Annotated in this window: 21 protein-coding genes and 1 pseudogene; 12 read left to right on the top strand and 10 right to left on the bottom strand. The window is 41.2% G+C overall.

The window, feature by feature from the left end; all coding sequences use genetic code 11:
• Positions 1-15 precede the first annotated feature (15 nt).
• Together HYI04_RS01460 and trpS are read right to left on the bottom strand one after the other, a co-directional pair.
• Complete coding sequence (locus HYI04_RS01460) at positions 16-660, bottom strand: YqiJ family protein (protein WP_010327282.1); 645 nt, start codon at positions 658-660, stop codon at positions 16-18.
• 460 nt (positions 661-1,120) lie between these two features.
• The gene (gene trpS, locus HYI04_RS01465; RefSeq protein ID WP_004695576.1) at positions 1,121-2,134 is read right to left on the bottom strand and encodes a tryptophan--tRNA ligase; all 1,014 of its coding nucleotides are present in this window, start codon (positions 2,132-2,134) and stop codon (positions 1,121-1,123) included.
• Positions 2,135-2,331: 197 nt separating this feature from the next.
• Here trpS and HYI04_RS01470 point away from each other — a divergent pair, with 197 nt between their 5' ends.
• Both HYI04_RS01470 and HYI04_RS01475 read left to right on the top strand, forming a co-directional pair.
• Positions 2,332-3,258 (top strand): DUF808 domain-containing protein, encoded by a 927-nt coding sequence (locus HYI04_RS01470; RefSeq protein ID WP_010327281.1) that lies wholly within the window; start codon positions 2,332-2,334, stop codon positions 3,256-3,258.
• 41 nt (positions 3,259-3,299) lie between these two features.
• The gene (locus tag HYI04_RS01475; protein ID WP_004695581.1) at positions 3,300-4,205 is read left to right on the top strand and encodes a neutral zinc metallopeptidase; all 906 of its coding nucleotides are present in this window, start codon (positions 3,300-3,302) and stop codon (positions 4,203-4,205) included.
• Positions 4,206-4,257: 52 nt separating this feature from the next.
• Here the strand turns inward: HYI04_RS01475 and HYI04_RS01480 are convergent, their stop codons facing one another.
• On the bottom strand, positions 4,258-4,815 hold the full coding sequence (locus HYI04_RS01480) for a hypothetical protein (RefSeq protein WP_010327279.1): 558 nt from the start codon (positions 4,813-4,815) through the stop codon (positions 4,258-4,260).
• Positions 4,816-5,038: 223 nt separating this feature from the next.
• Between HYI04_RS01480 and HYI04_RS01485 the strand changes: the two genes are divergently transcribed.
• Positions 5,039-6,538, top strand: a complete 1,500-nt coding sequence (locus HYI04_RS01485; RefSeq protein ID WP_010327278.1) for a sodium:proton antiporter — start codon at positions 5,039-5,041, stop codon at positions 6,536-6,538.
• Positions 6,539-6,652: 114 nt separating this feature from the next.
• Positions 6,653-6,976 (top strand): MGMT family protein, encoded by a 324-nt coding sequence (locus HYI04_RS01490; protein ID WP_010327277.1) that lies wholly within the window; start codon positions 6,653-6,655, stop codon positions 6,974-6,976.
• A 43-nt stretch (positions 6,977-7,019) separates the two neighbouring features.
• On the opposite strand, the gene HYI04_RS01495 is transcribed toward HYI04_RS01490, so the two are convergent.
• Complete coding sequence (locus HYI04_RS01495) at positions 7,020-7,460, bottom strand: universal stress protein (protein ID WP_004695589.1); 441 nt, start codon at positions 7,458-7,460, stop codon at positions 7,020-7,022.
• Between the two features lie 297 nt (positions 7,461-7,757).
• Between HYI04_RS01495 and HYI04_RS01500 the strand changes: the two are divergent.
• The 3 genes and pseudogenes from HYI04_RS01500 to HYI04_RS01510 form a co-directional block, all read left to right on the top strand.
• Positions 7,758-8,708 (top strand): annotated as a pseudogene (locus HYI04_RS01500) (P-loop NTPase fold protein); the annotation flags it as partial.
• A 64-nt stretch (positions 8,709-8,772) separates the two neighbouring features.
• Positions 8,773-9,938 (top strand): IS3-like element ISAba22 family transposase gene (locus HYI04_RS01505; RefSeq protein ID WP_085944217.1). Its coding sequence is split into 2 segments (ribosomal slippage): positions 8,773-9,031 and positions 9,031-9,938, totalling 1,167 coding nucleotides; the frame shifts between segments, so codons are not numbered across the junction.
• Between the two features lie 44 nt (positions 9,939-9,982).
• The gene (locus HYI04_RS01510; RefSeq protein WP_256732868.1) at positions 9,983-10,462 is read left to right on the top strand and encodes a hypothetical protein; all 480 of its coding nucleotides are present in this window, start codon (positions 9,983-9,985) and stop codon (positions 10,460-10,462) included.
• Here HYI04_RS01510 and HYI04_RS01515 read toward each other — a convergent pair.
• The 4 genes from HYI04_RS01515 to carA form a co-directional block, all read right to left on the bottom strand.
• Positions 10,434-11,051, bottom strand: coding sequence for a CatB-related O-acetyltransferase (locus tag HYI04_RS01515; RefSeq protein ID WP_010327275.1), 618 nt, complete (start codon positions 11,049-11,051; stop codon positions 10,434-10,436). The two genes, HYI04_RS01510 and HYI04_RS01515, sit on opposite strands and share 29 nt — an antisense overlap.
• Before the next feature lie 211 nt (positions 11,052-11,262).
• Positions 11,263-11,739, bottom strand: a complete 477-nt coding sequence (gene greA, locus HYI04_RS01520) for a transcription elongation factor GreA (protein WP_005400425.1) — start codon at positions 11,737-11,739, stop codon at positions 11,263-11,265.
• Between the two features lie 93 nt (positions 11,740-11,832).
• Entirely contained in the window at positions 11,833-15,066 is a 3,234-nt protein-coding gene (gene carB, locus HYI04_RS01525) for a carbamoyl-phosphate synthase large subunit (protein ID WP_010327274.1), read from the bottom strand.
• 14 nt (positions 15,067-15,080) lie between these two features.
• Positions 15,081-16,223 (bottom strand): glutamine-hydrolyzing carbamoyl-phosphate synthase small subunit, encoded by a 1,143-nt coding sequence (gene carA / locus HYI04_RS01530; protein ID WP_004695603.1) that lies wholly within the window; start codon positions 16,221-16,223, stop codon positions 15,081-15,083.
• 308 nt (positions 16,224-16,531) lie between these two features.
• On the opposite strand from carA, the gene HYI04_RS01535 reads away from it, so the two are divergent.
• A complete protein-coding gene (locus HYI04_RS01535) occupies positions 16,532-16,978 on the top strand; it encodes a hypothetical protein (protein WP_010327273.1) in 447 nt (148 codons plus the stop codon).
• An 86-nt stretch (positions 16,979-17,064) separates the two neighbouring features.
• On the opposite strand, the gene HYI04_RS01540 is transcribed toward HYI04_RS01535, so the two are convergent.
• Entirely contained in the window at positions 17,065-17,604 is a 540-nt protein-coding gene (locus HYI04_RS01540) for a DOMON-like domain-containing protein (protein ID WP_004695605.1), read from the bottom strand.
• A 12-nt stretch (positions 17,605-17,616) separates the two neighbouring features.
• On the bottom strand, positions 17,617-17,940 hold the full coding sequence (gene yhbY, locus HYI04_RS01545) for a ribosome assembly RNA-binding protein YhbY (protein WP_004982701.1): 324 nt from the start codon (positions 17,938-17,940) through the stop codon (positions 17,617-17,619).
• 194 nt (positions 17,941-18,134) lie between these two features.
• On the opposite strand from yhbY, the gene rlmE reads away from it, so the two are divergent.
• The 4 genes from rlmE (at position 18,135) to HYI04_RS01565 (ending at position 22,268) form a co-directional block, all read left to right on the top strand.
• A complete protein-coding gene (rlmE, locus tag HYI04_RS01550; RefSeq protein ID WP_004695608.1) occupies positions 18,135-18,785 on the top strand; it encodes a 23S rRNA (uridine(2552)-2'-O)-methyltransferase RlmE in 651 nt (216 codons plus the stop codon).
• A gap of 132 nt (positions 18,786-18,917) precedes the next feature.
• Entirely contained in the window at positions 18,918-20,810 is a 1,893-nt protein-coding gene (gene ftsH, locus HYI04_RS01555; protein ID WP_004695609.1) for an ATP-dependent zinc metalloprotease FtsH, read from the top strand.
• Positions 20,811-20,944: 134 nt separating this feature from the next.
• Positions 20,945-21,796, top strand: coding sequence for a dihydropteroate synthase (gene folP, locus HYI04_RS01560; RefSeq protein WP_010327272.1), 852 nt, complete (start codon positions 20,945-20,947; stop codon positions 21,794-21,796).
• Positions 21,797-21,956: 160 nt separating this feature from the next.
• Positions 21,957-22,268: a DUF5713 family protein gene (locus HYI04_RS01565; protein WP_010327271.1), complete on the top strand. Its 312-nt coding sequence runs from the start codon at positions 21,957-21,959 to the stop codon at positions 22,266-22,268.
• Positions 22,269-22,293: the final 25 nt, after the last annotated feature.

Genomic DNA, 22,293 nt, shown 5'->3' on the forward strand with positions numbered 1-22,293 from the left:
TACAAAATGAAAGAATTAAAGTGAAATGGCTTTAAAGCCAATCTTGGTTTTTTGAGTCAAAATGACTTCTTGACCTTGAGAAAAATGAAGGTCTGTTTCAGGTTCAACCAGCACATAATGCGTTTGCCCAAACTGATCTTGGACTCGTGCTTGAGCAGGTGAGTTGACTTTAGCTTCACCTAAAATAATCAGTGCTGTTCGTCCAATCAGCTCTTCACTGTAAATTGCTGTGGTTTCATCTTGTGGCAAAATTTTAGCAATCAGCATGGCGCTGTAACGAATCATAGGCATCGAAAGTATGAGGCAAAGTGGTGCCATGATCCATGCACTCCAATAGCTTCCCGTCCAAGTTTGAAGAATGGACTGTAGAATAAAGCCACTTAAGCTATATAGAGTGAGGAAGATAATCAGCCAAACCAAGAGAGGAACACGGCCAATAAACAACCAATCCAGCAGGGCGTTGAGCCAACCTTGATCGGCATCTAGTGCAATGTCGACGTCTTTAGTACTGCCTAAGTCATCAGGTAGGAATTGGTCAAGTAGGCCTTGTGAGCCGCCCCCTAACACCAATAGAATCAATTCGAGCAGTCCCAATAAAAACATCAGACTGAGGCAAATACTAAAAATTAAATTGGATGGGTGAGTAAATAATTCCCACATTCTAAAGGTTCTCTATTTTTATGCTGTTATCAGTTAAGTGTAAATTTTTAAAAAGAATTGTATTGAAATTGGGCTTTAGCATAGCATTCAAAAAACAGAATGTCTAAGTTTGTTGGCACGTAATGAGAAAGCGGATTTAATTGTGATTTGACAAATTTTAGGCAAAAAAATACGCAATGATTGGGGTATTCATTGCGTAGAACTACGAATCTGTTGTTACACAGTTTCGGTAAAAAGGAGAAACGTTATATCTCAGGGTTAATCTAAGCTATGGACTTATCATAAGGGCTGTGCATTCTTATTTCATGAGTATTCACGTTAATTACTGTAAATTTAGGTTAACAAACGACACTAAATGTCAGTTTTTGAGATGCATGTGGCTTATTTTTGTTTGTTTAGTGATCAAAAAAGCCTTTCTCAGTGAGAAAGGCTTAAATATGCGCTTTAGTTTAAGAACGGATTAGAAATGAAACACCCCTAAACCCGATTTAACTTCATCTAGAGTCTGTTGAGTAATATCACGACATTTGTCTGTACCAGTCTTCAAAATATCCATGATGTAATCAGGATCTTTCGCAAGTTCCATACGACGTTCACGAATTGGCGTGATCAGCTCTTTCAATACGCCTTCAAGACGTTTTTTCACCGTACCATCGCCTAAACCGCCACGGCGGTAATGTGCTTTCAGTTCTTCAACTTCTTCTTTGTTTGGATCAAACGCATCTAAATACGTAAATACGATATTACCTTCAACCTGACCTGGGTCTTCAACACGCAGGTGGTTCGGGTCGGTGTACATCGCATTAACAGCTTTTTTAATGTCTTTATCGGTTGCATCCAACACAATGGTATTGCCCAAAGATTTCGACATTTTGGCTTTACCATCAAAGCCAGGTAAACGACTCATATTAGAAAGCAGGGCCTTACATTCAGGCAGTAATTCCTGACCAATCTGACGGTTTAAGCGGCGTACGATTTCATTGGTCTGTTCGATCATTGGAATCTGGTCTTCACCCACAGGTACAACCGTTGCTTTAAATGCGGTGATATCTGCTGCTTGTGCAACTGGGTAGCATAAGAAACCCGCTGGAATATCACGTTCGAAACCACGCATCTGAATTTCAGACTTGATGGTTGGGTTACGTTCTAAACGAGACACGGTCACAAAGTTGAGATACAACATGGTGAGTTCATTTAGCGCGGGTAAGCTCGACTGCACGCAAATGGTGGTTTTGGTTGGGTCGATCCCGACTGCTAAGTAATCTGTGGCAACTTCAAGAATATTGCGGCGAACTTTTTCAAAGTTATCGGCATTGTCAGTAAAGGCTTGCGCATCGGCCAATAATAAATGCTGATGGTGTGAATCCTGCAACCCCACACGTGAACGTAAAGATCCGACAAAGTGCCCTAAATGAAGTTGTCCCGTTGGACGGTCGCCTGTCAAAATAACAGGACGGTTGTCTTGATTACTCATTATCTATTTCCAAAGTCGTCGTAGCGACATGCTATTTTCAAAGAATGCAGACATTGTACGGCATAATCTTTTTCAATGTCAGTCTTAAAAAAACTGCAGTGAAAAAATTATAAAATCAGTTAAATTTCAAAAAACAAATATTCAAAAGCTTAGATCACAGATTAAAATGTCAGAATTCTCAAGATGGATAAAAATAAATGGCGAGTAGCTTATTAATATTACTAGATGATATTGCCACGATATTAGATGACGTTGCGGTCATGAGTAAAATGGCGGCAAAAAAAACGGCGGGTGTTTTGGGCGATGATTTAGCACTCAATGCTCAACAGGTCAGCGGGGTTCGTACTGACCGTGAGCTGCCTGTGGTTTGGGCTGTGGCAAAAGGCTCTTTTGTTAATAAATTAATTTTAGTCCCTGCGGCGCTGTTGATTAGTGTGGTTGCACCGTGGCTGATCACGCCACTGTTAATGATTGGTGGTTTATTTCTATGCTATGAAGGGGTAGAAAAAGTCCTACATAGTTTGCATCACAAAAAAGCCAAAACCGAAGAAGAAGCCAGCCAAGAATTAACTGCGATTGAAACCGATATGGCGACTTTTGAAAAAGATAAAGTTAAAGGGGCGATTCGTACCGACTTTATTTTGTCGGCAGAAATTGTGGTGATTTCACTGGGGACTGTGGCTGCTGCAACTTTTTCAACCAAAGTCATGGTGTTGTCTGTAATTGCCATTTTAATGACCGTCGGTGTGTATGGTTTTGTGGCGATGATTGTTAAAATTGATGATTTAGGGCTGTATCTAGCTCAGCAAGCCTCTTCATTTAAGCAAACTATTGGCCGTGGTTTATTGGCTTTTGCACCAAAACTAATGAAGACCTTAACCATCGTGGGCACTATCGCGATGTTTTTAGTGGGTGGTGGCATTATTTCCCACGGCGTGCCTTTATTGCATCATTTCACTGAAGGTTCAGTGGATTATGCTGAACATATTCCAACTGTGGGAAGCATTGTGGGGGCATTAACCCCAACACTGATTAACTTAGTGATTGGTTTTGTGGCTGGTTTGATTGTATTGGCTATTGTGAGCTTGATTAAAAAAGTTTGGCCGAGCTCAAAAAAGGCATAAACTGGATCGGGTCAGCATGTATTAGAAGAAGGAAGAGTGCTATGCGTTGGAAGGGACGTCGTGTCAGTAGCAATGTCGAGGATCGCCGCGGTGGTGGCGGTGTCAAGGCGGGTGGCATCAGTATTTTAGGGCTGATCGTAGCCTTTGTGGCATGGAAATTTCTAGGAGTCGATCCGCAGCAAGCCTACCAAGCCACTAAACAAGTGACCGCACAAACTGGAGCGGCAGAAACTCAAGGTTTGGATAACCCAACGCCTGATCAGCAGGAAGCGATGGACTTTGTCGGTACTGTACTGGCCGATACTGAAGACACATGGAGTCAAATTTTCCAACAGCAATTGGGACAACAATATGTTCCGCCCAAGTTGGTGATGTTTTCAGGAGTGATCAATTCGGGTTGTGGTACTGCTCAGTCTGCAATGGGGCCGTTTTACTGTCCAGCAGATCAGAAGGTGTATATCGACACCGCTTTCTTTAAAGACATGCGGACTCAAATGGGTATTGGCGGTGAGCAAAACCAAACGGAGTTGGCGCGCCAAGATCAAGCGGGTGACTTTGCTCAGGCTTATGTTGTGGCACATGAGGTTGGACATCATATTCAGACCATTTTAGGGATTTCTGAACAAGTGCAAAAAGCTCGTGCACAGGGCTCAAAAGCGCAAGGCAATGCTTTATCGGTACGCCAAGAGTTACAGGCTGACTGTTTAGCAGGAGTATGGGCGCATCATAACAATCAACGAACTCAGTTCTTAGAGCAAGGCGATGTTGAAGAAGCGATGGATGCTGCACATAAGATTGGTGATGATTACCTACAAAAGCGGGCAACAGGGCAAGTGGTGCCTGATAGCTTTACCCATGGAACCAGTCAGCAGCGTATGACTTGGTTTGGCACGGGCTTTAAGTCGGGGCAAGTTGAAAGTTGTGATACTTTTAATCAAGCCATTTAAGTCATAAAAAAGAGGTGATTAATCACCTCTTTTTATTTTAACCAATTCATTTCTATCGGTTTAAGAACTGCTTAAAGTTTCGAGCAATACGGACGCTCACATATAACGCAATACAGGCAAATAACAACACCCCAAACACCACATACTTTAAGTTGCTCATATCCGCACGGTAAAACTGCTGAATTTGCTCAGGCGTATAACGCAATGTTTTAACATCTTGTGTACGTGTATCGAGATAACTGACTTGCTGAATGTAATTAAATTGCCCTGCTTTGAGTAGTTCAATTGACTGAATTTGGCGGGTATGTTGTTCGTTGTAGTCATCTACACAAATGTCGGTTAAATAATGATTACAGCTGAGTTTGGCGATATAACCATGATTGGCCACATGCAAATAAATATGATCATCGGGTGCTTTATTGTTTGAAAGTAGAACCAGAGTTTGATCGGGACGAGAGTTCATTTTAAAACTTTGTGCTGAGGCAAAAGTTTGCTCGGCTTGTAAAATTTCTTTGGTTTTTGCAAAGCAGGTCAGAAACAACGCAAAGGTGGTTAGGAAAATAATCAGTGCGAAGAACATCCGAAAGATGGTTTTAAAAGTGAATTGCATAGGAGATCAAACTTGGCCAAAGGGAACGTTCACGCATAAAAAACATGCATATGCGCTATGTTAATTCATCATCAGGAGAAATGTTAAAAAAATTATTTTTTTCGGGCGTTGATGTGAAAAATGATTAAAATATTTCGAGCATCAATGTGTATGAAATGAACTTTTATTCCATAGATAAGCACTGAAAGCCACCGTCTCCCCAACCGCCCAATTTGGAAGTTCAATGGGAAATTATTTTTTTCTACAAGTTTTTACCGTTATTTTTGCATTATCTATTGCAACGACTATTTTTAATAAACGTATTTTAGGTTTTCCTCAAGCCATTGGCGTACCCATCGTTTCTGCCATTTTTGTCTTTATTTTACAGTGGGGCGCGAGCCTGCTGAGTGGTAATCAGTTTATTACCATCAATATTCATAACATTGAAGAAGCGGTTCGTCACATTGATTTTTATGACTTTTTAATCAATGGCGTGATTTGCTTCATTTTGACCTCGTCGGCACTGAAGTTCAAAGTCTCAGATTTACGTAGTTATTGGAAGCCGATCAGCATTTTAGCCAGTATTGCGTTGGTACTGTGCGCCGTGTTCTTTGGGGTGGTGCTCTACGGTTATCAGTTCATTATTGGACAACATGTCGATTTATTGGTGCTTTTGCTGTTGGGGGCTGCATTGGGTGCAACGGACCCGATTGGGATCAAAGGCGTACTTAGTTCGGTACGTGCGCCCCATCATTTAATGGTCAAGCTTGAGGGTGAATCACTGTTTAATGATGCTATGTGTATTGCCTTGTTCATGACGCTCTTAAACGTATTACAAGGTGAAAACTTTACCGTCATGGGCGTGTTGCAAACCTTACTCTATGAAATTTTTGTCGCCGTCATTATTGGTTGGGCCTTTGGTTTAGGGATCTTGCGACTGCTGCGTGGTAAGCACGAAATGGAGTCTCTCATTTTGACCACAGCACTCTTGGCCTGCGGTTCGTACTTGGTTGCACTGTTTGCACATGCTTCAGCACCGATTGCTTGTGTCATCGGTGGTTTGATTGTGGGGAATAAATGGAAAGAAATTTTACAAGAACGCGAAATACGGGAAGTGAACCATTTTTGGCATACGGTTGAAGGAATTATTAACTCGTTCTTATTCACCTTAATTGGTTTGGAACTGTTTATTTTAGATCTCAGCTTTAGTCTAATTTTTGGCGGCATCGTCGCTTTTATTATTCTGCATGCTTCACGTTTTGCAGCGAACTATTTATCTTTTGCCTTTTTTCCCTCTTTCCGTAAGAAAAGTTATAACGGAAGTTTGGCGATTTTGTCATGGGGCGGAGTGCGTGGAGGGATCTCCTTAGCACTGATCTTAGCCGTAGCTAACGTACCTGAGCTAAGTGAATACAGCAGTATCTTGATTGGTTATACTTTTATCACCGTGTTGCTTTCAGGTATGGTCTGCGGTCTAGGATTGCCTGCTGTAATGAATGCGTTCTACTACAACCCGAATGAAGAAAAGACAGGTTTTAAAGGTTGGTATCAACGTCTGTGTAATAAAATGAACCGTAAAGGCTTCAAGTATATTATTGGTGAAGATGCACAGGGCTATGAAACCATTATCGTCTATCAACCTGAAGCATTGATTGATGTTAAAGCAGATGATGGCATTGCTGCGGTGCATAACCCTGAGCGAGTTCAGGAAGTGAAACGTCTGGAAAGTCCTGATAACTTTTAGTGATTTACTCAACTAAAAAGCCCCTGTATTGGGGCTTTTTAGAATGAATGAGCTGGTTTATTTGAATCATATAACGATGTCATTATGGAATAATTAGAACAGGATACCTTTGAAATGGCGGAATCGATAGTCAAAGAACTGGCACCGATGATTTTTCAGGTGATCGCCCAGATTCCTTATGGGCGGGTAGCTAGTTATGGACAAATTGCACGCTTAGCAGGTATTCCCAAACATGCACGTTTAGTAGGCTATGTGCTAAAACATATGGATGCAGACAGTAGTTTACCTTGGTATCGTGTAATCAACTCCCAAGGAAAAATTAGCCTAAGTAAACTGAATGATCAGGGACAAAACATTCAAGCACAGTTACTTCTGGCGGAAGGTATTTTAGTGATTGGGGACAAAGTGAAAATGAAAGAGTTTCAGTGGAATATTTAAAATAGCAAGGCTCTACCTCCGTGGAAGTAGAGCACTCGATGTATTACTGACGAACAACTAAAACAGGAATGTGCGCTTCACCTAAAACACTTTGTGCAACACTGCCTAGGAATAAACGTTTTAAACCTGTACGACCATGAGAGCCGATCACAATCAGGTCTGCTTTAGATGTTTCAGCTTCTTTGATAATTTCACGGTGCACCACCTGACCTTCAAGTAGTTTTGCTTCAACTGGAATGCCCAGATCGCTAAATTTAGCCGCTGCTTCCTCAAGTGTTTTCAAAACTGAAGTACGCGCACGTTCAATTAAGTCATTGGTTTGAGTTGCAGAAATGTATTCGGCAGCAATGTAAGGGTCAAGTGCAAGTACTTGAACGACTGTAATTTTTCCGCCAAATGCTTTAGCAAGTTCAGCCGCTTGCGCAACTGCTGCATATGATGTTTCTGAACCGTCTACAGGGACTAAAATGTTTTGGTATGCCATGGTTGTTTCTCCTTATTATCAACTGATTATACGTGCAGATTTCTGTTTTAATGTATCACGGGTTAAATACAGCTTATGCCTTGATATTAGCTGTATTTTTTAAAGAATAAAACCTAGTAAATTCATATGGATATTTGCATATGAAATGCTAATTTCTCACTTCTAAATTAGCACAAAAGCGTGTGAATAATAATCAATTTAACACTAAAGTTGAATGTATATGTAGCGTTTAAGAAACATAGGCTTTGTCTAAAAAATAGCTTATATTTATGAATGGCTTACTACTTTATAAATACGATGACAGATACGAATCAACTGAATTGGCAACGAACAAATTTAGAGAATATAGAAACAGCTTGGGAAGGTGACCTTTGGGATCGTAAGCGTTTGGGTATTCAACTAACGAATTATGTTGATCGTTTGCAGTGTGGAGCTGTACTCGCTTTAGATGCTCGTTGGGGGGAGGGTAAAACTTGGTTTGTTCGACACTGGCAAAAACATTTAGAAGATGAAAATCATAATGTGATTTATTTAGATGCATTTGCAAATGACTATTTAGATGATCCATTTTTAGTTGTGACTTCAGAAATTACAAATACTTTAAGTAAAGACAAAAAGACCAAAAGTAAGGTTAAAAAACTAATAGATCTATCAGCATCTGTAGGAACAGCATTGTTGCCATCTTTACCGAAAATTGCATTAACGCTTGGACTTCATCTTGTTGGAGCTGGATTTTTAGGTGGAATCTTGCAGCAAGGTTATGAAAATGCGCAGGATGAAATAGATAAATTATCAGATGAGACGAGTGATCGAATTAAAGAAAGTATTCAAGAGAAAATTGCAGGTCATGAAGCTGAAAAGAAAACTTTAGAAGAATTCAAAAAACATCTAGCTCAAACAGTTGAAAAGTTAGACAAACCACTAGTTTTTATTATTGATGAACTTGATCGTTGTCGTCCTGATTTTGCAATTCGTTTGATTGAGCGTATTAAACACTTTTTTGATATTCCTAAAATTGTTTTTGTTTTGGTGATGAATAAGACTCAGCTTATACAGTCTGTACACACTTTATATGGCTATACTATTGAAACGAATGGTGATTACTTCGAAAAGTTTATTGATTTCACGATTAAATTTCCTCAGTTGGATGCTATAAATAATTATGAAATGCTCTTAAAAGAGCAGCTTTTTAGAATAGGTGAAATTGAAAATAAAGAGCATTTTAGTACTTTTTATTTTTGGGTATTGATGTGTGCTGAAAAAACAGGAGGTTTTAACTTGGTAAACTAAACACACTCATCAGGAGTTTACCATGAGCAAGAAACACAAGACTTACACCACAGAATTTAAAGCTGAAGCCATCAAATTAATTGAAGCCAATCAAGGCAATGTCTCGGAAACAGCTAGACAACTTAGCATTTCAATGCAAACTCTTTCAAATTGGAATACCAAAGCAAAGGCTGGAACTTTAGCAGGTACAAAACAGTATTCACCTGATCTAAACGCTCTACTCGAAGAAAATAAAAAACTCAAACAACAGCTCAAAATAGCTGAAATGGAACGTGAATTTTTAAAAAAGGCAGCAGCGTACTTTGCCAAAGAAAGTCAGTAAGGTACGCCTATATGAAACAAAAAAGATATTCTTTTCCAATTACCTTAATGGCTCGATTACTTCATGTTTCAGTTTCATGTTTTTATGATTGGCTCAAGAGAGGCGTGAGCAAAAGAACGATTCAACGAAATCAACAGACGATATTGGTGAAAATAGCCCATGAGGAGACAAGGCAGAGCTATGGTTATATTCGATTAACCAAATACTTACAAGCTCAGGGCATAAAAATGAGTATGTACGCTGTACGTCAGATAAAAGCGCTGAACCACCTGTATTGTAAGCGACACAAGCGTTTTAAAAGGACTACGAATAGTGACCATAATCGAGCGATCTATGAAAACCTGCTGGAGCAACAATTCTCAATGACTAGACCAAATCAAGCATGGTCAAGTGATATTACGTACATATGGACTGTTGAAGGATGGCTGTACTTAGCAGCGGTAAAAGACCTTTACACGAAGCAAGTGGTTGGCTATAGCTTAAATGAGCGCATGACAGCACAGCTTGTTTGTAATGCGCTAAATATGGCTATTCACAATCAAAAACCAACCAAAGAACTGATTGTGCATTCAGACAGAGGAAGTCAATATTGCAGCCATGAATATCGAAATATACTTGAGCAATATGGTTTTCAAGGTTCAATGAGCAAGCGCGGAGACTGTTACGATAATGCACCGATTGAAAGCTTTTGGGGAATACTGAAAAATGAGTTAGTGCATCATTACAACTATCAAACCAGAGAAGAAGCCAAAGCAGATATTATAAAATACATTGAATTATTTTATAATCATCGAAGAATTCAAAAGGGTTTGGGTTTTAAGACACCAAATCAAATGGCCGAAGACTTTTATAAGTTGGCTGCCTAGAATCTCCCAAGGGAAAGTCTCCTGATAATTCAGCGTATATCATATTGGCATTGCAATTATATAAAAATTACAATTCGCGAGAGCTTATTAGAAAAGTCAATCAATATGCCCTATTAAGAACAAATAATTTAAATAAGGATATGATTGTAATAGCAATAATATTTGATAGGGATTTCCAAGTTACAGTGCAGTATTTTAGAAGAGTTCTAAAGAGATTATTAGAATATATAACTAATCATACTCATCAACGGGATAATGAAAGTTATATAGCAAGAAACTTAATAAATAATTTAAATCAAAAATATAAGTTAACTAGCTTGGGAATTCTGGAATTAGCTGATCAGTTGGAAAATTTTATGAAACACTACACAACTTCTGGACAGATGGATGAGAAGGAAAGAGCTCTTTTAGATTTATATTCAGATTATTCCGTGACGAAATTGCGTAAATCTGATGATCTTGTCACGAGTTGGAAAAATTATATTGAATCTGGTTTTATTTCAGAAACTCAAGCAGAGAGTTAATATCATCTGTCTGTAACTGCTCACGCATTTTTAAAAACTGCTTTTCATCTAAGTCATAGAGCTTCAGTGCAAGCAGTTTTTCTATATCTGCTTCGGGAAAGCGATACTTAATAATCTTGGCAGGTACTCCACCCACAACGGTATAGGGTGGAACATCCTTGGTCACGACAGCGCCCGTTGCCACCACTGCACCTTCACCGAGTGTTACACCCTGCATAATCATGGCACGTGAACCAATCCAGCATCCATCTCCAATGATGGTATCACCCGCGAGCACAAAACTACGTGTATCAAAAGGAAAGGCCGAAATCCAGTCAGTACGATGCAGTTGGTTACCACCCATCATAATGACGCATTCTGCGCCAAAACAGACGAAGTTGCCGATATAGAGTTGATCAATTGGTTTGTCTATGGTCGAGGGCTTATCATGCAAATAACGCACGACACAACGTTCAAAACCTTGATCCCAATACGCTGAATAGTAAGAGTAATTCCCTTTAATGTGAATATTCGGATTCTTCACCGTTTTAGAGATGAACTCAAACTCACACCAGTGTTTGACAGGAGAATTAATCAGTGGCTCAGACATAAAAAGACAGCGTTGAAGAGTGTGAGAAATTATAACAAATAAAAGTCTTGCTTTGATAAAGAGGGGAAATGAATACCCTAAATCTATCTCATTCTTGGGGTGAAATTTCCCACGTGCATAAGAAGAGGGCTAGGAAGAGCTATTTGGTAAAATACAAAAACAAAAAACCCCTCAATCGAGGGGTTTCTACAGCCGTAAATATCAAAGAAACTTAGATATATGCAACTTTTACAATTTCGTATTCAACTTCACCCTGAGGGGTTTGAATTTTTGCTTCGTCCCCTTCACTTTTGCCCAAAAGGCCGCGCGCGATAGGAGAGTTCACTGAAATTTTATTGATTTTAAAATCAGCTTCGTCGTCACCAACGATCATATAGGTCTTTTGTTCTTCGGTGTCTAAGTTTTCGATAGTGACTGTCACCCCAAAAACCACGCGACCGTTCTGTTCAAGTTCTTTTACATCAATCACTTGAGCCGCACCCAATTTACCTTCGATGTCTTGAACACGACCTTCACAGAAACCTTGTTGCTCACGCGCAGCATGGTATTCCGCATTTTCTTTTAAATCCCCGTGCTCACGTGCTTCAGCAATTGCCGCAATAATACGTGGACGTTCAATACTTTTTAATTGATGTAATTCTTTCTCTAAGGCTAATTTGCCTTGGGGAGTCATAGGATAACGTTGCATTGTTGTCCCTCAAGTCTGTGAGTGTAAAAAATATAGGTTTATAAATGAAAAAAGCCCGCCACCGAGAGGTGACGGGACTTCTCGGTAAACGAATTAACCTACAGTTTGTAAATCTTGCAAACGGTATACATCCATTGGCAATTGAATCGCAAAAGCTTGGCATACAGCATCAGCACCGTTCAAGGTCGTAGTGTTATACACTTTCGCTTGAAGCGCTGAACGACGAATCGAGAACGAATCTTGTTGAGCTTGTTTGCCTTCAGTTGTATTGATAATGAGGTGAACTTCGCCATTTTTCAAGCGGTCCACGATATTAGGACGGCCTTCAGTGACTTTATTTACACGTTCACACTCAATACCTGCAGCTTTAATGAACTCATAAGTACCGCCAGTCGCAAGTACTTTGAAGCCAAAGCCTACCAGTTGCTTCGCAATACCAACAGCACGAGGTTTGTCTGAATCACGCACAGAGATAAATGCATGCTTCACTTCGCCTTCTGTAGGAAGACCTGGTACGCGTTCATTCGAGCCTAACACAGCTTTGTAGAATGCTTCACCAAATGTTTTACCTACACCCATTACTTCGCCTGTAGATTTCATCTCAGGGCCAAGAATAGGGTCAACACCCGGGAACTTGTTGAACGGGAACACCGCTTCTTTTACAGAGAAGTGAGTCGGGATGATTTCTTTAGTGAATCCTTGAGATTCTAAAGACTGACCCGCCATACAACGCGCAGCCACTTTCGCTAAAGACTCACCGATACATTTAGAAACGAATGGCACAGTACGAGACGCACGTGGGTTCACTTCTAGGATGTAAACGTCTTCGCCTTTCACAGCAAACTGTACGTTCATCAAACCAACAACGCCAAGCTCTTTCGCCATAGCAACAGTTTGACGACGCATTTCGTCTTGGATTTCAACTGAGAGTGAGTATGGAGGAATCGAACATGCTGAGTCACCTGAGTGAATCCCTGCTTGTTCAATGTGCTGCATAATACCGCCAATCACAACGTCTTTACCGTCAGATACACAGTCTACGTCAACTTCGATCGCATCATCTAAGAAACGGTCAAGAAGAACTGGCGCTTCATTTGATGCTTGTACCGCATCACGTAAGTAGCGTTTAAGCTCTTCGTCGTTGTATACGATTTCCATCGCACGACCACCGAGTACATAAGAAGGACGCACCACCAGTGGGTAGCCTACTTTCGATGCTTCAGCCATACCTTCTTCAGCAGATTTTACAATGCTGTTGTTTGGCTGGCGAAGTTGAAGACGTTGAATCATTTGTTGGAAACGTTCACGGTCTTCTGCTCGGTCAATCGCATCTGGTGATGTACCGATAATTGGCGCACCTGCTTCTTCTAAAGCACGAGCCAATTTAAGCGGAGTCTGACCACCATACTGAACGATAATGCCTTTTGGCTTTTCAGTACGAACGATTTCAAGTACATCTTCCAATGTGATTGGTTCGAAGTACAAACGATCAGAAGTGTCGTAATCCGTTGAAACTGTTTCAGGGTTACAGTTCACCATGATGGTCTCGTAACCATCTTCACGCATTGCAAGCGCAGCGTGTACACAGCAGTAATCGAATTCGATCCCTTGACCAATACGGTTAGGACCACCACCGATCACCATAATCTTATCTTTATCAGATGGGTTTGATTCACACTCATCATCGTAAGTTGAATACATGTATGCAGTGTCAGATTCGAACTCTGCTGCACAGGTATCCACACGTTTGTAAACTGGCGTTACGCCCAAGTTCCAACGGTGCTTACGGAATTGTTTTTGTGAAATACCCATCAAGTTCGCGATGCGAAGGTCAGATAAACCTTTACGTTTGAACGAACGGATGTTGTCTGCGTTTAGATCACCAAAACCTAAAGTTTTGATTTCATTTTCAGTTTTGATGATGTCTTCGATTTGGATCAAGAACCATTTATCGATTTTCGTCGCTTGGAACACGTCTTCTAAGGTGAAACCATGACGGAATGCGTCAGCCACATACCAAATACGCTCTGGACCCGGAACTTTAAGTTCAACCAAGATCTTTTCTTTCGCGCCTTCAGTTCCTACTGCGATTTTTTCATCAAAACCACACGCACCCACTTCAAGACCACGAAGTGCTTTGTTTACAGACTCTTGGAAGTTACGACCAATGGCCATTACTTCACCCACAGATTTCATCTGTGTGGTCAGTGTTGCATCTGCTTGTGGGAATTTTTCGAAGTTGAAACGTGGAATTTTTGTTACCACGTAGTCAATTGCAGGTTCGAACGAAGCAGGAGTCGTTCCGCCCGTGATGTCATTTTTTAATTCATCAAGGGTATAACCGACAGCCAATTTCGCGGCGATTTTTGCAATCGGGAAACCTGTTGCTTTTGATGCAAGGGCAGATGAGCGCGATACACGCGGGTTCATCTCGATGATCACCATACGGCCAGTATCTGGGCAAATACCGAACTGAACGTTAGAACCACCTGTTTCTACACCAATTTCACGAAGAACTGCTAAAGATGCATTACGCATCAATTGATATTCTTTGTCTGTTAATGTTTGCGCAGGCGCAACAGTGATTGAGTCACCTGTGTGCACGCCCATTGGGTCAAAGTTTTCGATCGCACAAACGATAATACAGTTGTCGTTTTTGTCACGAACAACTTCCATCTCGTATTCTTTCCAGCCAATTAAAGATTCATCAATCAATAATTGTTTGGTTGGAGAAAGATCGAAACCGCGTTCACAGATTTCAAGGAATTCTTCTTTGTTATAAGCGATACCGCCACCTGAACCACCCATCGTGAATGACGGACGGATAATCACAGGGAAGCCGAAGCGCGCTTGAATCTCTAAAGCTTCTTCCATGTTTTCAGCAATCGCAGCTTTTGGACATTCAAGACCAATTTTACGCATTGCTTCATCAAACAGTTTACGGTCTTCAGCTTTTTCAATCGCTTCTTTGGTTGCACCAATCAATTCAACATTGTATTTTTCTAAAATACCGTTGGCATCCAGTGCAAGCGCACAGTTCAATGCTGTTTGACCACCCATTGTTGGAAGGACAGCATCTGGACGCTCTTTTTCAATGATTTGAGCAACAGTCTGCCAAGTGATTGGCTCGATATATGTTGCGTCTGCCATCGCAGGGTCGGTCATAATGGTAGCTGGGTTAGAGTTCACCAAAATAACACGGTAGCCTTCTTCACGAAGAGCTTTACACGCTTGCGCACCTGAGTAGTCAAACTCACATGCCTGTCCGATGACAATCGGACCTGCACCAATAATTAAGATACTTTTAATGTCTGTACGTTTAGCCATGATCGCTTCCTTAATTACTTCTTAGATGCTTCGATAAGTTCGATGAAATGATCGAACAATGGTGCGCAGTCATGCGGACCAGGGCTTGCTTCAGGGTGACCTTGGAAGCTGAACGCTGGTTTGTCTGTACGATGAATCCCTTGAAGAGTTTGATCGAACAAAGACTTGTGCGTAGCTTTCAAGTTTGCAGGAAGTGTTTCTGCATCCACTGCGAAGCCGTGGTTTTGAGAAGTAATCATCACTGTGCCTGTTTCCATGTTTTGAACAGGGTGGTTAGCACCGTGGTGACCATGCGGCATTTTCACTGTTTTTGCACCTGAGGCAAGTGCAAGAATTTGGTGACCCAAGCAAATACCAAAGACGGGTAGGTTGCGAGCGTCTTCTACAATTGTTTTTACAGCTTCAATTGCGTAGTCACATGCAGCTGGATCGCCAGGGCCGTTCGATAAGAACACGCCATCCGGATTCAATGCAAGCACGTCAGCAGCAGGAGTTTGTGCAGGCACGACAGTGAGTTTACAACCGCGGTCTGCAAGCATACGTAAGATGTTGGTTTTGACACCGTAGTCGTATGCAACAACATGGAATTTAAGTTCAGGTTGTGTGAAGCCTTTGCCTAATACCCAAGAACCTTCTGTCCATTCGAAACCAGTTGGGTCACAGCATTCTTTAGCTAGGTCTAAACCATTTAAACCACCAAATGCGCGTGCTTTTTCTAAAGCCTGCTCTTCAGTAATATTTTCACCAGCAAGGATGCAACCATTTTGCGCACCTTTGTCACGCAAAATACGGGTTAATTTACGCGTATCAATATCTGCAATTGCGACAACATTATGTTCTTTTAAGTATTCGCCTAAAGATTGCGTTGATCGGAAGTTGCTATGCAATAAAGGTAGGTCACGAATAATTAATCCGTTGGCCCATACTTTGTGAATTCGACCTGACTCAGCGTCTTCATCATTACAACCTGTGTTACCGATATGAGGGTAAGTTAAAGTCACAAGTTGCTGTGCATAACTCGGGTCAGTCAAAATTTCTTGATAGCCAGTCATGGCAGTGTTGAAAACGACTTCACCAGTCGTACTACCCGATGCACCAATAGACGTTCCTTTAAAGATCGTACCATCGGCAAGGGCTAAAATTGCTGGGGTGCTCAAACCAAAGCTCCTGAAATTTAGGCTGTAAAAAAGCGAGTAGACGAAAAAAAAGGAAGGCTATCTAAAAACCTACCCTCCCTATGTCTGCTCGCTTGAACTTAACATGGCACTATACGCAACTTCACTAACAAAGTCCATGCCAATAAGATGGAATTAGCAAGATAAAGTGCTTTTATTTTGTAGCGGAAGCTGTTTCTAAGTTTTGTAAAGAAAAATGTAACAACAAATAATTGTCTAACAAATCAAAATCTAAATTTTATCGAATCACGCTAAGCTGTCGCTGTGTATATAACAACAGGAATAACATCATGACTGAACAAGACAAAGTGACCAAACCAAAGCCAGCGTTGAAAGAAGTCGTTGCAGAAAGCACTGAAAAGCTTGAGCAAGTGGCGAAAGAAGCAACAGAGCAGGTCACGGAAGCGGTAGTTGAAAGCAAAGAAAAGCTTGAAGCTGAAGCGAAGCAGTTGAATGCCAGTGTGCAAGAGCAACTCCGACAATTTAAACAAGATCTTTTACTGCGCTTAGAAACCATTAAAGGGCAGCTATCGAACTCTCAAAAAGACTTAACTGAACTAAAAGAGTTTGTTAAAACTGAGTTTACGGCCGTTTTAGATGACTTGACCAAACTAGGTAAAGAGTTAAAAGGTGATGTCAGCGAAATTTCAGTAAAACATAAAGATCAGTTGACTGAAACGTTTAAACGTTCAAAAGAACACACCTTAGATGCGTGGAATAAGGTTTCAAGCAAGTAATCTCGCTGTACGAGACTCAAGATTAAGTGCATAAAAAAGTGAGGTCATGGCCTCACTTTTTTATTGCTCGGGTTTATTTGTCTGGATTAAAACTGATGCAACCAATCACGTTTATTGTGAAAGTCAGCTTGTTGACCACTATGCTGCATGGCATAGAACTGTTGACCTTGTGAAGTATTCAACACCGCGGATAAACCCAGATATAGGTCAGCCCATTTCAGTTTGTGTTGTAGCATAAACTCAGTCAGATCAATGCTGACATTTAAACCATAGTGGGTACGCTTCAATTGATTGAGTTCAATATCGTAAGCGACCTGTGGCGGCATATCTTCAGGATACCGATATTCCTCAAACTGATAGGCCTGCCAAGCTTGCGAAGGGGAGAGATTGATTTCGCGATAATAATCTTCGCCTTTTACCCCGATAAAGACTTCAAAACAGGTGTTTTCCCATAAAAAGTCTTGACGAGGATTTGCATTCACGACTTCGGGCCAGTGCATGTACAAATTGGGATCGCGTAACCAAAAGCCGATATTGAGAGCATATGGGCTTTGTTGTTCAATCGCACCAACAAGCGAAATAGCTTGAAAGCGACGATCAAATGCACTGAGTTCGTAACTTGCCATAAAAAACTACAATTATTTTGCTGCGTGAGCGAAACGGACTAAATTAGACAATTTGGCATTTTGTTTCGCCGCTTTTTTGTAAAGCAATGCAATTTTACCAATGGTCTGTACAATTTCTGCACCTGTAGTTGAGGCAATTTCTGCAATGATTGCAGCGCGCTCTTCACGGTCTTCACCCGCGATTTTGACTTTAATCAATTCGTGGTCGTTTAAAGCACGTAAAATTTCTTCAACGACATTTTCAGTCAGACCTGAACCGCCAAGCATTACCACAGGGTTTAAAGCATGACCGATTTGACGCAAACGCTTGCGTTCCTGAATGGATAAAGTCGCCATAAAGATAACCTAATTTTAAAAACGGCTTAGTATAACAAACTGCGAAATTAAACGCTGTATATTCTGTGGAAATAATCGATTTAGATAATAGAAAAAAACAACTAAAACCCAAGATTTGGATACAGATGTATACTGCAAGCCTAGAGAATTTAACGTACAATTAAGTTTAAGAAATTTTAATGTTTTAGAGAGATATGGCAACACGCATTACCAACCAAAAGTTATCCAAAAGTAGCCGTGCGTGGATGAGAGAGCACCTTGATGACCATTTTGTGAAAAAAGCGCAAAAAGAAGGTTATCGAGCACGTGCAGCTTATAAGTTACTTGAAATTCAAGAAAAATATAACATCATTCGTCCTGGCATGACCGTGGTTGACTTGGGTGCTGCACCTGGAAGTTGGTCACAAATTGCAGGAAAGCTGGTCGGTGATCGAGGATTGGTGGTTGCATCTGACATTTTGGAAATGGATGCACTTCCAGATGTGACCTTCTTGCAAGGTGACTTCCGTGAGCAAGAAGTATTCGATAAATTGTTAAATATTTTAGATGGACGTAAAGTAGACGTTGTAATTTCAGATATGGCCCCCAATACTTCAGGTAACAAGGCTGTAGATCAACCTCGCCAGATTTACCTCTGTGAATTGGCCATCGATTTTGCTACGAAAGTGCTCGGTCCAAATGGTCAGTTTGTTGTAAAGGTATTCCAAGGTACAGGCTTTGACGAGTTCCGTAAGCAAGTAGTCGACAACTTTGATGTGTTAAAGACAGTAAAACCTGCTGCATCACGTGCCCGATCTAAGGAAGTATTCTTAGTTGGGCAAGGCCGTAAGAAGGCTTTCAAATAAAGTTTACTTGCCAAGTCGTTAAAAATTGTGCATTTTGTACCTTTTTATTATTTTGCGAAGCTGATCTTCAGCAGAAACTTTAAGGTCACCCGATAGGGCATGATCAAATTAGATTGATATGGGAATAAAGCTTTGAGCGATCTCTTCAAGAATGCCATATTGTGGCTAGTGATACTGGGCGTACTGATCCTTATTTTCAGTAATGTCAGTAGCAATGAAAAGCCGACAGCGATGAATTATTCAGAGTTTGTTGCTGCGGTGAATGCTGGTCAAATTAAGCAAGTGACAATTGATGGCGAACGAATTCATGGCCAAAAATCAAACGGTTCAGAGTTTGAAAGTATTCGTCCTGCGGTTCAAGACCCAGAGCTTATGCCTAATCTGATTAAAAATAACGTTGTCGTTGAAGGTACTGCACCTGCACGTCAAGGTTTATTGATGCAACTTTTGATCGCAAGCTTCCCTGTACTTTTAATCATTTTGTTATTCATGTTCTTTATGCGCAACATGGGTGGCGGAGCAGGTGGTAAGAACGGTCCAATGAGTTTTGGTAAGTCAAAAGCAAAAATGTTGGCAGAAGACCAAATTAAAGTGACTTTTACCGATGTCGCTGGCTGTGATGAAGCAAAGCAAGAAGTTGTAGAAATTGTTGATTTCTTAAAAGACCCTTCAAAATTTAAACGCTTAGGTGCAACAATTCCTAAAGGCGTGCTAATGGTGGGTCCACCGGGTACAGGTAAAACTTTACTTGCAAAAGCAATTGCAGGCGAAGCGAAAGTACCATTTTTTAGTATTTCTGGTTCTGACTTTGTTGAAATGTTCGTGGGTGTGGGTGCGTCTCGTGTCCGTGACATGTTTGAACAAGCGAAACGTCATGCACCATGTATTATCTTTATTGATGAGATTGATGCTGTGGGGCGTCATCGTGGTTCAGGTACAGGTGGTGGTCACGATGAGCGTGAGCAAACCTTGAACCAAATGTTGGTGGAAATGGATGGCTTTGAAGGCAATGAAGGTATTATCGTCATTGCTGCGACAAACCGTGCCGATGTACTGGATAAAGCTTTACTCCGTCCAGGTCGTTTTGACCGCCAAGTAATGGTTGGCTTACCAGACATTAAAGGTCGTGAGCAAATCTTAAATGTTCACATGAAGAAATTGCCTTCAGTGACTGGTGTCGATGTACAAGTGCTTGCACGTGGTACGCCGGGCTTCTCGGGTGCACAATTGGCGAACCTTGTGAACGAAGCTGCATTATTTGCTGCACGTCGTAACAAGAACACTGTCGATATGCATGATTTTGAAGATGCAAAAGACAAGTTGTACATGGGCCCTGAACGTAAGTCGATGGTGATTCGTGAAGAAGAACGTCGTGCAACCGCGTACCATGAAGCTGGTCATGCGATTGTGGCTGAAATTCTACCGGGTACAGACCCTGTACATAAAGTGACCATTATGCCGCGTGGTTGGGCGCTGGGTGTAACTTGGCAGTTACCTGAACATGACCAAACCAGCCACTATAAAGACAAAATGTTGAATGAACTTTCAATTTTGTTTGGTGGTCGTATTGCTGAAGAAATCTTTATCAACCAAATGTCGACAGGTGCTTCAAACGACTTTGAACGTGCAACTAAAATGGCACGTGCGATGGTGACCAAGTACGGTATGTCTGACAAACTGGGTGTAATGGTGTATGAAGATGATTCTCAGCAATCATTCATGGGTAGCATTGGTAGTCGTACGATTTCTGAAGCAACACAGCAACAAGTAGATGCTGAAGTTCGTCGTATCATCGATGAGCAATACCATGTAGCACGCAATATCTTAGAAAACAATAAAGATATTGCTCATGCGATGGTGAAAGCTTTGATGGAATGGGAAACGATTGATCGCGAGCAAATTCGTGACATTATGGAAGGTCGTGAGCCACAACCACCAAAAGTATATGTTGCAGAAAATCCTGTGATGGATGTAACTCCAACGGATGGTCCAAGCACACCACCACCATTACCATCTGCAACTTAATTTTAAAAAGTTAAATAAAAAGCCACCTTCGGGTGGTTTTTTATTGCGCGATTTTACACTTCCGATGAAGAAAAATAAGCGCGTAAAAGTGGGGAACGCGTTAAGATAACGCGAGTTGGACTGGAGAATATCACATGCAATTGATGGCTTTGCCAAAGAAAATCCTACGTTGTGGAGAGCTATCACTGGATCTGTCTGTACCGCATGTGATGGGTATTTTAAATGTGACGCCAGACTCGTTCAGTGATGGCGGCAAACATAATGGCAAAGCACAAGCGCTTGCGCATGCTCAGCAAATGATTGCGGATGGGGCGACAGTCATCGATGTTGGGGGTGAATCTACACGTCCAGGTGCATCTGTAGTTGAGGTTGAAGAAGAGATTCGTCGTGTCGTCCCAGTGGTGGAAGCTTTGGCTGAACTTGATGTAGTCATTTCGATTGATACCTCTCAACCTGAAGTGATTCAAGCTGCAGTCGCAGCAGGCGCACATATCTGGAATGATGTGAGAGCATTAACACGCCCGAATGCTTTAGAGACGGCAGCTAAACTGAATATTCCAGTGATTATCATGCATATGCGTGGTGAACCGACTACCATGAATGGTTTAGATCAATATGATAATGTCACTCTAGATGTCATGACTGAGCTTTCCCAGCGCGTGTCGGATGCACTCAAGGCTGGTGTCAAAGCTGAAAATATCATGATTGATCCGGGTTTTGGCTTTGCTAAAAATGCAAAGCAGAACCTTAAGCTTTTAAAAGAATTCCATCAGCTAAATCAGCTCGGGTATCCTATCTTGTCCGCATTGTCACGAAAGCGCTTTATCGGAGAAGCTTTAGGCGGGGCAGAGGCAGGGCAGCGGGCCGTGGGTTCTGTAGCGGGACATTTGCTGAGTATTCAACAAGGCGCGTGTATGGTGCGCGCCCATGATGTTAAAGCCATGAGTGATGCGATCAAGGTTTGGCAAGCGATGAATATGGCTTAATGGGGCGGCGGAATGCCGAGGTAATGATTTAATTTGAAAATTTGATCTATATCAGATTGTTAGACTGGCAGCATCTTCAGATGCTGCTTTTTTATTTGGTGATTTGTTTGGTTTATGTTATACAGACTCGTTTTTTAAGTTTCTCATTTTGAGTGCCTGTATGTTTGCAGATTTACTTCTCCCTATGTTTGATGATGAATATTATCCCGATATTCTTGTTGCTGAAGTGAAGCAGCATGTCGAGACTTTTGCTAAAAAAATTGTAAAAGCAAAATCTGAGGGTGATATTTATCAATATGCCAATGCCGCAGTGGCTGAAATTAATGAAATGAAGCCGCATTTTGAAGATCTAGATTCATCATTAGATGACTCTGCTGCTGATTTTATTGCTGAAGCGATGATGATGGTGGTACAAGATGCTGGGTTTATGGATATTGAAATGGAAGAATTGGTGGTGAACAGAGAGTGGTGAGCCACTCTCTCATTTCAAGTTCTGT

Source organism: Acinetobacter sp. SwsAc2 (assembly GCF_013391465.1).
Lineage (GTDB): Bacteria > Pseudomonadota > Gammaproteobacteria > Pseudomonadales > Moraxellaceae > Acinetobacter > Acinetobacter johnsonii.

Bases quoted from the DNA above. Each gene is read 5' to 3' on its own strand.
- HYI04_RS01490 (WP_010327277.1), top strand. From the start codon at position 6,653: ATGGCGGAATCGATAGTCAAAGAACTGGCACCGATGATTTTTCAGGTG.
- HYI04_RS01480 (WP_010327279.1), bottom strand. From the start codon at position 4,815: ATGCAATTCACTTTTAAAACCATCTTTCGGATGTTCTTCGCACTGATT.
- HYI04_RS01495 (WP_004695589.1), bottom strand. From the start codon at position 7,460: ATGGCATACCAAAACATTTTAGTCCCTGTAGACGGTTCAGAAACATCA.
- yhbY (WP_004982701.1), bottom strand. From the start codon at position 17,940: ATGGCGACTTTATCCATTCAGGAACGCAAGCGTTTGCGTCAAATCGGT.
- HYI04_RS01470 (WP_010327281.1), top strand. From the start codon at position 2,332: ATGGCGAGTAGCTTATTAATATTACTAGATGATATTGCCACGATATTA.
- greA (WP_005400425.1), bottom strand. From the start codon at position 11,739: ATGCAACGTTATCCTATGACTCCCCAAGGCAAATTAGCCTTAGAGAAA.
- rlmE (WP_004695608.1), top strand. From the start codon at position 18,135: ATGGCAACACGCATTACCAACCAAAAGTTATCCAAAAGTAGCCGTGCG.
- HYI04_RS01540 (WP_004695605.1), bottom strand. From the start codon at position 17,604: ATGGCAAGTTACGAACTCAGTGCATTTGATCGTCGCTTTCAAGCTATT.
- trpS (WP_004695576.1), bottom strand. From the start codon at position 2,134: ATGAGTAATCAAGACAACCGTCCTGTTATTTTGACAGGCGACCGTCCA.
- carB (WP_010327274.1), bottom strand. From the start codon at position 15,066: ATGGCTAAACGTACAGACATTAAAAGTATCTTAATTATTGGTGCAGGT.
- HYI04_RS01475 (WP_004695581.1), top strand. From the start codon at position 3,300: ATGCGTTGGAAGGGACGTCGTGTCAGTAGCAATGTCGAGGATCGCCGC.
- HYI04_RS01535 (WP_010327273.1), top strand. From the start codon at position 16,532: ATGACTGAACAAGACAAAGTGACCAAACCAAAGCCAGCGTTGAAAGAA.
- folP (WP_010327272.1), top strand. From the start codon at position 20,945: ATGCAATTGATGGCTTTGCCAAAGAAAATCCTACGTTGTGGAGAGCTA.
- HYI04_RS01565 (WP_010327271.1), top strand. From the start codon at position 21,957: ATGTTTGCAGATTTACTTCTCCCTATGTTTGATGATGAATATTATCCC.
- HYI04_RS01485 (WP_010327278.1), top strand. From the start codon at position 5,039: ATGGGAAATTATTTTTTTCTACAAGTTTTTACCGTTATTTTTGCATTA.
- HYI04_RS01460 (WP_010327282.1), bottom strand. From the start codon at position 660: ATGTGGGAATTATTTACTCACCCATCCAATTTAATTTTTAGTATTTGC.
- HYI04_RS01515 (WP_010327275.1), bottom strand. From the start codon at position 11,051: ATGTCTGAGCCACTGATTAATTCTCCTGTCAAACACTGGTGTGAGTTT.